The following is a 12,082-nucleotide window of genomic DNA, read 5'->3' as shown; positions in this document are numbered from 1 at the left end:
AGCGGGGTATTAACTGCGCCTTTCAACCTGCTGGTTTTCAACCAGCTTTCGCCCCCAAGGGGCAGGGAATTGTACCCGCAGAGATTAATGCGCTAGATGAAAATAAATAGTTATCAAATTGACTTTCCAAGATCATAAAATATTGATGAATTTTTTCAATTATTTTTTATTGATAAGTGTTAGTCTCCATTAAATATTGTGTTGATATTATATGTATTTAGTTACCCAAGGTTTGTATGAAAGTTGACTTTCTTGGTATTGGTGCACAAAAATGTGCGTCCACATGGGTACATCGTGTTCTTTCTGATCACCCTGACGTGATTGTCATGCCGGGAAAAGAAATTGATTTCTTTTCTTATTACTACAATTTTGGATATGAATGGTATGAACGGCATATTGGTAAAGTCGATTCTTTAAAAAAAGTAGGAGAAGTATCTCCTTCTTATTTTGCTGATATCAATATCCCCGAGCGCGTGTATCTCTATAATCCCAATATGCGGATTGTGCTTTCTCTCCGAGACCCAATCGAACGTGCTTACTCAAACCACTTGCATGAAGTTAGGCTGGGTCATGTGACAGGAGAAAATCTAGAGTTTGAAAAAGGATTAATCAACAACCCCATGTATTTAATTCAATCACAGTATTCTCAGCAACTGGCTCAATGGTTAAAGGTATTCCCGAGAGATCAGGTTCTAGTTATATTTCAAGAAGATATTCGCGACAACCCTATAATTCAAGCACAAAAATTGTACCATTTTTTAGATATATCGGAAGATCATCGATCTTGGTTTTTAGAAAAGAAAGTAAATGAAAGCTTTGTAATAAAGAATACTAAAGTTGATTACTTTTTAAAGCAACTCGGAAAGCTAGGTCGATCAGTTGGAGCAGGAGAGCTGATAGAGACTGTTAAAAAAAATGATTTGGTTCGTCATATTCGTCGACAACATAATCAGATTGATTTAAGACAGATTATTCCTCCCTTATCTAGCGACACTAGAACACGTTTACTAGAGATTCTAGCTGATGATATGAATGTGTTATCACAACAGCTAGGGCGAGAAAATTTACCTTGGCCAAGCTGGCGAGCACTTAAAAACAGAGTAACTGCGGAATGATTTCTGAATTTTCTGTACCAAAAACTGTGTTTCTGGCGAAACTACTAATTCTTAACTTTGCGTATCTCTATCTATAGCTTATTTCAAAATCGACAGAAAAGTATTCCGAGAATTCATGAGCGAAAAAGGCAAAAATGTAATATTTCTTCTCGGCGCAGGCCGTTCGGGCACTACACTACTATATAAAATATTGTCGATGCATCGGAGCATCGCATATTTGAGCAATTATCAAAAACGTTATCCTAACTGGCCATCTTTGGCTTATCTCCAATATATCCTTAATCAGTTTCCGGCGTATAAACGTCGAACGTGGTTTAAAGAAAAGGGTAATGCTTATTTTAATGAGAAACGTAAGTGGTTGCATGCTGTTGTTCCAACCCCTTCAGAAGCTGAATCTGTATATGCTAGTTGTGGTATTCCGCTAACGCCGGCGAATGATTTTTGTTTGCAGCTGGAAATTTCTGAGTGCATACAAAATAAGTTTGAGTGTATTCGTCAGAGTGCTCACGGTGAAGTATTATTGTCAAAACGAACAGCCAATAATCGTCGTATCCCACTTTTAAAGGAAATTTTTCCCTCTGCAAAATATATTCACTTGATTCGAGATGGTCGAGCAGTTGCTTATTCTGCGCTTCAGGTGGCGTGGTGGAATGATCATTTATTATACTGGGCTGGGAAAACACCCCGTCAAATGGTTGAAAACGGATTTAATCCTCTAGAACTCGCAGCTCAAAACTGGGTGGAAGAAATGAAATCCATACAAAATGGTATCGAATTGCTTCAGGAAAGCCATTTATTAGAAGTAAGATATGATGAGTTATTACAATATCCTCATGAGAAAATACAATGTATCTTTGATTTTATGGGGGTGACTTCGCAAAAAGATACTGTTTTCTGGAATTTTCTTGAAACCCTGCAGCTTGCACCTAAGCAAGAAAAATGGATTAGTTCTTGGACTGAATCAGAACTGAATCTCGTGCATCATTTACAACAAGAAACTCTCTGTCACTGGGGATTTAATATAAAAAATAAGGCCATGGAAAGTAAAATAGATTGAGATGTGATATCGCTTTATTATGAATTTTTACATATTTTTGTCATATTTATAGAAATTTTCAAAATCTGCTCGATTAGTGTTTTCCTAGTTGTATCGATCAGGCTCCTTTGTATTTAAGGATAATGGTTGAGAGCGTTATTTCGAAAGACTAGTGACAATTTCTTAACGCTTGAATGCACTACTGCACATATTTATCTCGTAGACAAATAATTTTTTTGCTTCGAATGTGAGATTACCATTCATGGAATTCTTGGATTTCTATAAAACTTTGAGAAGTCGGGTCAGACTTTAACTATTAAGCAGTATCTGTTGCATTCTAAGCTGAAAACCTAATAATGATAAACATAGCTAATAATACACACTTTGCGTAATTAGAAGCATAGGGATTGGAAATGATAAATATGAGCATTAATCCAGAGAAAAATATTACAAATGATTTTCAGATTTTGTATATTTGTTCGGCTGCTCGAAGTGGTTCCACTTTGACTGATATGTTTATGGGGGGACATTCTCAAGCTGCATCATTAGGAGAAATTAATCTCCTCAATAAAGCCATTAAATTAGATGCCACATGTAGCTGTGGCAGTAAGATACGGGAGTGTGGTGAATGGCAGAAGGTTTTTGATGCAATTTTATTAAGCCAGGGTATCAACATGATTGAAGATCCTTATAAGCTTAGGCTTTGGGATGCACTTGCTTATCGAGAAATTGACCATCAGCATCAGACCAATGCGTATCATTTAGGAGTAAACTTGCGTAAGGCTTGGATGGAAGTCCGTGATTACCTTCCCAATAATTTGCGAGAACATTTTCCTATACCGCCAATATTGCATAAGGCAATTTGCAACAAGATGGATTTATATGAAAAGATTTCTCGTTGCTGGAATAAACTTATTATTTTGGATTCATCTAAAAATGCACGAGAAGCGGTCGAATTGCATAAACGTTGGCCAAATCGGGTTAAAGTGGTGCTATTAACACGTGATGGGAGAGGAGTGTATCTATCACGTCGTTCTAGTGGGCGCAGTCAATCTGAAAGTGTAAGCGGGTGGCTAAAATATTATCAACGTGCGCTACCTTTGTTAGAACGCCATATTGCTTCCGATAGTTTAATAAAACTTCGATATGAAGAGCTTGCATCAGAACCTGAGAAGACAGGGCATTTACTATGTGATTTTGTCGGTATCTGTTTTGAGCAACAAATGCTTGATTTATCTAATAAAAATAGGCATCTGGTAAATGGTAATGATACCCGTTTTTCTCCAGGAAAAGGCATACATTTGGATGAACGTTGGCGAACAAAACTTTTGGGAACTGAATTGGAATTTTTTCAACGAACTGGCGGCAGCATGAATTCTTTGTTAGGTTATCACTAACGAGATTTACTAAAAACTCTATAATTTTGAATCATTCAATTATTAAATTAAGAATATGCCTCGAAATAAAGCTGTTAATTAATCGCTTTGGGTTTAATTCCTCGCCTCTTGGGGCGAAAGCTGGTTGAAAACCAGCAGATTGAAGAGCGAAGTTAATACCCTGCCGCTTGCGGCGGGGTGTTTTATTTTTGGAGAAATAAATGTGGATCTTAGACGATAGATTTGATAAAAAATTATGAAGATGCTTTACATCGTTGAGGATCATTTTCCTCCATTTCGAGCTGATGTTGTCGAATTATTCGCCAAACAGATGCCAGCTCAAGGACATACGATAGACTGGGTAATGCAACGAGGTCCAGATGCATTAAACGAGGAATCACCTGTAAAGTGGTTTGGTAATACGGTATACCTGACTCCTGGGAGTCGAAATAATGGATTGCTTGGTAGAATTTTGAATAATCTTCAGGGTATGTGGGGAGATTGTATGATTCTTCCCTTAGCGCTAAAAACTCATTACGATGTCATTCAAGTTCGGGATAAATTTTTTGCCAGTGTGATTGCCTGGATCGCAGCCAAATTGACCGGTGCGCGATTTGTTTACTGGATGTCTTATCCCTTTGCAGAATCTAAGCTCTACCAAGCGCGTAACCGGCTTGTTCCTCATCACCAGTTAGTTTGGCTGAAAGGGAAAATTATTCAGAAGCTACTGTACGATATTATTCTTCCGTTAGCTGATCATATTTTCGTGCAGAGTGAGCGCATGAAACAAGATGTCACAAAATACGGTATCCCCGCCAACAAAATGACGCCTGTTCCAATGGGAATCCGAAGTGATCAAGTAGGCAATGCTGAAAAGGCACGTGCTCCTCGTACCGATGCTCCCATGCTACTTTATTTAGGGATTATTCTGCAATTGAGAAAGTCGCAGATTCTAGTTCAAGTATTGCAGCAAGTTAGATTACGTTATCCGAAGGCCCATTTGCTATATGTAGGAGAAGGTCAGTTGCCTAGTGATCGGCAAGCAGTTGAAGAGGAAGCGAGTAGACTAGGCTTGTCTGACGCTGTGACTATAACTGGATTTCTTCCAATGGAAAAAGCGTGGGAGCTGGTTAAGCAAGCCGATATCTGCTTCTCGCCTTTTTATCCCATTCCGGTACTGCTTTCGACATCTCCGACCAAGCTCATTGAATATATGGCCATGGCAAAATGTATCGTTGCGAATGAGCATCCCGAGCAATGCCAAATTCTGCGCGACAGTGGGGTGGGTAGATGTATTGAATGGGATGTGCAGGCTTTTGCCGACGAGGTGTGCTATCTATTGGATGAACCCGACCGTGCACGAGAAATGGCATCTAAGGGTCCAACGTGGGTACGCCAGAATCGTACATATGATGTAATTGCCGAGAGTGTGAATCTGCAATATCGTAAATTGCTGGGATTGAAAGTTGAATAATTTAGGATTGTATACAGGTAAGCGTTTTCGTAAAGCAATTCAACATTTCCTACTAGGTCGGGCTGCACAATCTTTGACATCCTTTTTTTTAACGCTATGGCTCGTGCGTTTATTAGGATCCTCGGATTATGGCGCTTATATGGTTTTGTGGGGCCTAGTGGAAATGATGGTTCCATTGAGTTCATTAGGTATGTTGGAAGCTGTGCGACGTTTTTTACCTGAATTAGCAGTTCGAGGAGCACCCGATGCCCTAAAAAAATTTGTTGGATGGATGACATTGATCCGTCTTGCCATTATGACTATCTGGACAATAATAATTGCTGTTTTTTGGTCAGATATCGCCACTTGGATGGGTTTCAGTGAATTACAACAGGATGCTACATTACTTGGATTGGGTCTCATCATCACTGTTCTCGGGTTTCGGTATGCCGCGGAGATGTTGGAATGTTTGCTTGAACAGCGCTGGTCACAACTTACACATGCTTTTATGCCTCTCGGACGCCTGGTAGGGGTTGCCATACTAGTGATTAGCGAAAATATTACGCTGGAGCAGTTGCTGTGGGTGGATTTAATAGTGGCATTCATCTGCTTGATATTGTGTGAATATTTTTTGATTCGAAAATTACAGAATCTTACCGGAATAGGGGATTTGCGAGTTAGTGCATATGAGATTGCAACTTTTGCATGGCATATGGCAGGGGTTAATTTATGCAGAGCTATTGCTAGTATGGGAGCGCTGCGCATGCTTGTAGCACGTACTTTGGGGCTTGAAATAGCAGGCATGTACGCTTTTTTGCAGCAATTGCTTTTTATCGTTGGACGTTATCTTCCTGCTAATTTGTTAGCCAATATCATCCGCCCTATGCTGATCTCTCGCAAGGTGGCAGGAGAATACGAAATAGTGGGACAGGGGATTGCGCTATTGTGGAAGAGCAATTTGCTTATAGTAGCTTTTAGCATGGTAGCAATCAGTATTTCGGGCGATGAAATCATAGAGCTGGTGAGTGGGGGGCGGTTTCTAGATACTGGTTTATTCATGTTAATCATGTTGCTAGGTTTAGGAATTACCAGTCAGGGACAGTTGATCAGCATGGTTATGGAAATGCTTTCATATACACGGCAATTAAGGTTGTTTAGTTTGCTGCTGGTGCTAACTCCTTTAGTAGTTTTTGCCGGAGCCAATTGGGGATTGTTGGGTGTGATTAGTGGAATTGTGTTAAATGCCTGGCTTATGAATAGCATAATTATGATGTGGTTGAAGCGTCAAGTTAATTTTATCAAGATTGATTGGTTTGGTATCTATCGTGGTATGGGCTTGGCTGTCTTGCTGGCTGCATTGGGGTTGTTCTTTAAAGATGAATTTGGAGAGTGGTCTACATTGATAGCTGTGATCATTGCTTATGGATCAGGGCTGATAATTGTTAAGCCCCTGAACTCATCGGATGTTGCGTTGCTTAGTCGTGGAATACGTGTACCTGCTGGCTTGATCAGGCTTTTTGCATGGAATAAGGACTAATTGATGTTTTGTACTAAAAGTCAGGAGGAATAGTTGATGGAATCACTTTATTATTTGATGCACCGACTTTACCTTTGGCATATTCCTTTTGTGCCTCGGATTATTATGCTCATCATACGAGTGATATATGGGGCATTTATACCCTACCGGGTAAAAATAGGTCCTGATGTAAATTTTTCTCATTGTATGGGTATTGTCATTGCTCCAGGGGCAAAAATAGGTAGTCGAGTAAAAATAAGGCAACATGTGACGATCGGTTCTGGACATGCGGTAATTGGTGATGATGTTGAGTTTGGCGCTGGAGCAAAGGTAATTGGTAGTGTTCGTATTGGTAATAGAGTTAAAGTGGGAGCAAATGCAGTCGTGGTTCATGACGTACCAGATGATGCTACCGTTGTTGGTGTTCCTGCCAGAGTTGTTATGCTGGCGGGAAAGCGAATCCCTAAAGATGACAAACTTTAACTTTAGAGATTGGAACAGAGATTCCATAAATCAGACACCATGCGGTCAGCACGAAAAGTATGCTGATTCTTTCAGTAATAAAAATGTGATTCAAATTTTATTGAGTTTCAAGTTGTTGTTTTAAAATCCATGAATGAGCGATTGCTTACTTTACAAGCTCACATGTCAGCGAATTACATAAATTTTGAAAAGTAGTTGATCTTCTCTCATCTTTTGTTTCAAAGTATGCTCATGAATACAAGCAAAAAAAAAATTAAGGTACTGCATGTCATCAATGGAGAATTTTTCGCTGGGGCTGAAAGAGTACAAGACGTATTGGCGCTTTATTTGCCAAATTATAATTATGAGGTTGGTTTTGTTTGTTTGAAGCTTGTTCAGTTTTCTAAGCGCCGGAATTCTACAGTGCCATTATTCGATATACCTATGAGATCAAAAATTGATCTAGCTCCTGCACGAAAAATTGCTCGTATCATAAAGGAAGAGGGATATACATTGTTGCATACTCATACTCCGCGCGCTGCTTTAATAGGACGTGTAGCAGCTTTGTTATCTGGAGTGCCATTTGTACATCACGTGCATAGTCCTACTACACGTGATACGGAAAGTTTTTTTCGTAATCGGGTAAATGCATGTATTGAACGACTGAGTTTAATTGGAGTTGCGCAATTAATTCCCGTGTCCAGAAGCTTGGAGAATTACTTGAAACTGCAAGGATGGTTATCGGAAAGAATCACAATGGTGCCCAATGGTGTAGTAACCCCAGGTCCTTTATCTGATCGACCGCTTCCTCAGTCGGAATGGACAATCGGTTGCGTTGCATTATTTCGACCTCGTAAAGGTATAGAGGTTTTAATCAGGGCTTTGGCAGTTCTTCGTCAAAATGGTCGTATGATGCGTTTATATGCCGTAGGTCCCTTTGAAACCCCAGTGTATGAAAAGGCGATCAAAGATTTGACGATAGAGTTGGGTGTAGCCCACATGATTGAATGGGTTGGGTTTGTGCAAAATGTTAATCTTGAGTTCCTTAAAATGGATGCTCTTGTTTTGCCGAGCCTTTTTGGTGAGGGTATGCCGATGGTTATCCTGGAAGCCATGGCAACCGGAGTACCCGTCGTGGCATCCAATGTGGAAGGTATTCCCGAAGTTCTGGAACAGGGGCGAACTGGCATAATAGTACCTCCGGGAGATGCTGACCAACTGGCTTCTGCACTTTCCGATCTAATGGATAATAAATACGACTGGCATTCTTTGCGAACTGACGCTTATCATTTACAGGTGGAGAAATTTTCGAATTTTAGTATGGCAAAAGGGGTGGCACGTATCTACGATGCTGTTCTTGCCAATTAATATATTGCTGTGTGATCACATTAATAAATAACCATGGACCAGATTACTCTATTTGGATTAACAATTGAGAATGCAACATTATCAGATGCCAGTATGAGGATTATTCGGGATGCCGAGTCCGGCTTACATCGAAAAATTTATTTCGTGAATGCTCATTGTGTTAACGTAGCTGCTATGGATAGAGATTATCTTTCTGTGCTGCAGGCTGCGGATTTATTATTCGCAGATGGCATCGGAATGCGAATTGCATCCAAGTGGGCTGGTTTGCCGCTCATAGATAATGTTAATGGAACGGACTTGTTTCCTGTTATCTGTCGCGATGCCGCTGCCGCTGGGGTAAGAATAGGATTGTTGGGCGCTCGTCCAGGTATTGCTCAACAGTGTGCTGATAACATGAAGCAACAATTTCCTGATTTAAAAATTGTTTGGCTCCACGATGGTTATTTTGCGCCAAATACTGAAGCAGATCTGATTGCTGCTGTAAACAATAGTGGAGCACAAATTCTCTTCGTGGCGATGGGTGTGCCGATGCAGGAACTGTGGATTAATCGCCATGCCGACAGCCTGAGGACGCCGGTTTTGCTGGGAGTGGGCGCTCTGTTTGATTTTTATTCGGGTGCAGTACCACGTGCACCATTACTGATGCGCCAGTGGGGATTGGAATGGTTATTTCGATTGATGATCGAACCCAGAAGGTTGTTTCGTCGTTATGTTTTAGGAAATCCGATTTTTCTCTTTCGAGCATCGTGGAGGCGCTTAAAAGGAAAAGAAGCTTTGCAGGAAAATCCTCTACAAAAGAGCTCGTTGCGCAACAATAGCTAAGCATTGCCTTGATTAACAGGCTTAAAGCTATCTTGACCCACGTCAAACTTCTTTAGTTTATACATGAAAGAGACATTTCGTTCTAATTTGGCTAACTTCATTATTGCAGGTACTGAGAAAGCGGGCACAACTTCAGTGTTTACTTATTTGAGCGCCCACCCATCAGTTTGTGGCTCAGTTGTTAAAGAAACTGACTTTTTTCGAAATTCATATACGGGTGATCATCAGAAGGATATTGCTAACTACGCTCAGTACTTTGAGCGGTGTGCTTCTAATTCGTCAATTGTTATGGAAGCTTCACCGGGTTATCTTGGTAGTGGAGAGCAGGTGGCAATTCGCATTCATGCATTACTTCCTAATTCTAAGTTGTTGTTTATACTAAGAAATCCTATAGATAGGATATATTCTTCGTTCAATTTCCATAAAGGTAAATTGAATCTGGACAAGAATTTAGATTTCGAAGATTATGTTGATAAATGTATAGCTTATGACTGTGGTCAGAAAACACCGACTGAATTGGGTATTGAAGAATGGTATTTGAAGGTCATTAGTTTCGGTCGTTACGCTCATTTTCTCAAGTATTACTATCAGCAATTTCCTGAACAGCAAATCAAAGTGATGTTCTTTGAAAATCTTACCCAGGATACAGCAGCGTTTATGTATGAACTGTGCCAATTTTTAGAAATATCTCCTATTCATTTCGAGAATTATGACTTCAAAAAAGTTAATGTTACTTATGAAAGCAAAAGAAAATGGTTGCATAAATTGGCTATGTTTGTTAACGCGAAGTCTGAGCGAATGTTACGGCAGCGGCCTGAATTAAAACAATGTCTTGTGAGTATTTATAAAAAAATTAATCAAGCTAGAGAAGGCTATGATGACATTTCCGATGAGAGCTACGCTCGTTTAGCGCAATATTACAAACCTAGTATTGATGAGTTACAAAAACTAATTGGCGTTCATCAATTGCCTTGGAATCTTTGAGAATAGTCGGAAGTAGAGGAATTTTCCTAGTAGCTTTATTCATTTGTAATAGCTCGGATCTGATCTGGTAATTCCCTAATTTTTAATAGAATCTTGCAGTAGAAGGTTTTATTTTAAAAGCTTTTGCCAACCCGTCAGCAATCTATGGAGATAATGATAAAACACAGATAGGCATCTATAAGATGCCTATCTGTGTTATTGGATAGATTGAACTATTATTGAATACAAGAAGAATAAGTAGTGGGACAAGCAGATTTCAATCCGCCTGCAACGCCATTTTTTTGAGCACTAAAATTGAGTAATTCTAATACATTGGGATAAAAACCTGGAGTTCTGGTCCAGAAGAGGTAATTCACATCAAGCGTGTCGCGCGCAAATGTGAGTAATTCTCCTGCAGTTGGTACATGCCCCGTATTATCATGCCGAGTATTTAAATAATTAGCGTGTTCCACTTGAACCACCAAGGGTATTGTCCCGGCGAGCTTGGGATAATGGATGTACACTCCTGGAGGAGAGTATTTTGTTCCTGGAAAACTCAAACCTGGATCATCAAGAAACACATCCGGATTTCCTAATGCAATTCCTTTTTGTTTAAAAATATCTATAAATGAAGCAAGTATATTGCGAGGATAGTTCAAGTATTGAAAGGTCAAAGTATTGGGAAAGCTGGTTTTCAACTCTTTATTTAGTGTTTGGAGATTTGTGTAGAAGCCATCTACCTGAGTAGAGGTTAACGGTGTAGCTGGTTTACCTGTAGCACTTTCCGAGAAGCCTATTCCCTCAAAATAAGGATCTGAATTGAAACGCTTTCCTAATTCCCGAACTAATCTAGTCAACCTCCATCGTACATTGGCATTCCACAATTTGGTACCATATCCACTGTTAGAGGCACTCGCGTCATAAGGATAAATGGCCCCCTCATATAAAGCCGTTTTTGCATAACTTGGTACCAGGGTATTTTCTACATCAGGGGTATTAGATTTTGTTTCTATAAGGACGATGAGTCTTTTCTTTATGCTTGAAAGCTCAGCAAGTCGATTAGCAATTGCGGAAAAATCATATGTATTAGGAGTGGAGGTTTCGAGTTCCCCCCAACGGTATCGAATTACTACACCGTTCAGAGCCTGGGTTTGCTGGAGTTCTTTGTAAACATTGTTTAAATACCCCGCATCTCCTTTACTACCCTGGCCAACTAGCTCATAGTAATGACCGGGGTGCCATTTAACACCAGGTCCCGTTACTTGTGCAGTTGCTTGCTGTATTGATAATATTCCCACTCCTATCGTAAATAAAAATGTAGCCAAAATTTTGAATTTCTGGACAATGACTGTATATTCCTCAGAATGCTGATGGAATATATGAGGTCTTTTGTAAGCATTGGTATTAAAAGCATTTAATCCCATAGCTTTTTTAAAAGGTTGCGCTAGTATACTTGCGCTATTTATAGCTGAATTTTTAGTATTCATTCTTGATTCCTCCTTATAGGTGTAAAAGGACGGAACTGCATAGATACGCATCAAAAGAATTTTGCGAATGCTCGTGAAGTGCGAACCCGCCTAAAACTGGTTGCGTCATCTGGCAGTCCTGCCATCATAGGGTTTTTATCCCGTTAGATCAGTGACTTTGCGTCCTCTGCTTTCGCAGAGTTTGCCTTTTTGATACTGCACTATGTGGAGAGCATGAACTGTGCCAGTATAAAAAATTACAGACAAAGCTCTGTCAATCACATCTTCTGTATTAATTTATTATTGCGATAAAACGGTAATCCCCCCAAAAATTAACCGAGTAAAGCAGTAGAATTTTCTATCGCAGACGAAGAGGAATTTTACTGATGAAGAAGCAGCGATTTACGGAAAGCCAGATTATGCAGATACTGAAGCAGGCTGAGGGAGGAATAGCTGTGGCAGATTTATGCCGAGAGTATGGAATTGACCTGTCTGGAAATTTCCT

At 39.9% G+C, this 12,082-nt stretch carries 11 protein-coding genes and 1 riboswitch; of the genes, 10 read left to right on the top strand and 1 reads right to left on the bottom strand.

The genetic code is table 11. From position 1 onward, the window contains the following. The first annotated feature begins 236 nt into the window (after positions 1-236). From ABF87_RS14040 to ABF87_RS14000, 9 genes are all read left to right on the top strand, one after another. The gene (locus ABF87_RS14040; RefSeq protein ID WP_160829746.1) at positions 237-1,115 is read left to right on the top strand and encodes a sulfotransferase; all 879 of its coding nucleotides are present in this window, start codon (positions 237-239) and stop codon (positions 1,113-1,115) included. Positions 1,116-1,230: 115 nt separating this feature from the next. Further along, complete coding sequence (locus tag ABF87_RS14035; protein ID WP_160829745.1) at positions 1,231-2,172, top strand: sulfotransferase; 942 nt, start codon at positions 1,231-1,233, stop codon at positions 2,170-2,172. Between the two features lie 401 nt (positions 2,173-2,573). Beyond that, positions 2,574-3,548, top strand: coding sequence for a sulfotransferase (locus tag ABF87_RS14030; RefSeq protein ID WP_205012710.1), 975 nt, complete (start codon positions 2,574-2,576; stop codon positions 3,546-3,548). A 235-nt stretch (positions 3,549-3,783) separates the two neighbouring features. Beyond that, on the top strand, positions 3,784-5,001 hold the full coding sequence (locus ABF87_RS14025; protein ID WP_160829743.1) for a glycosyltransferase: 1,218 nt from the start codon (positions 3,784-3,786) through the stop codon (positions 4,999-5,001). Next, positions 4,994-6,517, top strand: coding sequence for a hypothetical protein (locus tag ABF87_RS14020; RefSeq protein WP_160829742.1), 1,524 nt, complete (start codon positions 4,994-4,996; stop codon positions 6,515-6,517). Before ABF87_RS14025 ends, ABF87_RS14020 begins: the two co-directional genes overlap by 8 nt. A gap of 36 nt (positions 6,518-6,553) precedes the next feature. Continuing rightward, a complete protein-coding gene (locus ABF87_RS14015; protein WP_160829741.1) occupies positions 6,554-6,979 on the top strand; it encodes a serine acetyltransferase in 426 nt (141 codons plus the stop codon). 231 nt (positions 6,980-7,210) lie between these two features. Beyond that, positions 7,211-8,326 (top strand): glycosyltransferase, encoded by a 1,116-nt coding sequence (locus ABF87_RS14010; protein ID WP_240143701.1) that lies wholly within the window; start codon positions 7,211-7,213, stop codon positions 8,324-8,326. A gap of 33 nt (positions 8,327-8,359) precedes the next feature. Continuing rightward, positions 8,360-9,148: a WecB/TagA/CpsF family glycosyltransferase gene (locus ABF87_RS14005; RefSeq protein WP_160829740.1), complete on the top strand. Its 789-nt coding sequence runs from the start codon at positions 8,360-8,362 to the stop codon at positions 9,146-9,148. 63 nt (positions 9,149-9,211) lie between these two features. Then, the gene (locus tag ABF87_RS14000; protein ID WP_160829739.1) at positions 9,212-10,132 is read left to right on the top strand and encodes a sulfotransferase; all 921 of its coding nucleotides are present in this window, start codon (positions 9,212-9,214) and stop codon (positions 10,130-10,132) included. Between the two features lie 215 nt (positions 10,133-10,347). On the opposite strand, the gene ABF87_RS13995 is transcribed toward ABF87_RS14000, so the two are convergent. After that, positions 10,348-11,598: a glycoside hydrolase gene (locus ABF87_RS13995; RefSeq protein ID WP_160829738.1), complete on the bottom strand. Its 1,251-nt coding sequence runs from the start codon at positions 11,596-11,598 to the stop codon at positions 10,348-10,350. A gap of 108 nt (positions 11,599-11,706) precedes the next feature. Continuing rightward, positions 11,707-11,794: riboswitch (cyclic di-GMP riboswitch) on the bottom strand. Positions 11,795-11,963: 169 nt separating this feature from the next. On the opposite strand from ABF87_RS13995, the gene ABF87_RS13990 reads away from it, so the two are divergent. Then, on the top strand, positions 11,964-12,082 hold a 119-nt coding region (locus tag ABF87_RS13990), incomplete at its 3' end, for a transposase (RefSeq protein WP_160829737.1).

Origin of the sequence: Nitrosomonas sp. JL21 (genome assembly GCF_009833095.1) — a bacterium.
GTDB lineage: Bacteria > Pseudomonadota > Gammaproteobacteria > Burkholderiales > Nitrosomonadaceae > Nitrosomonas.
This window is presented reverse-complemented; position numbering and strand designations above follow the sequence as displayed.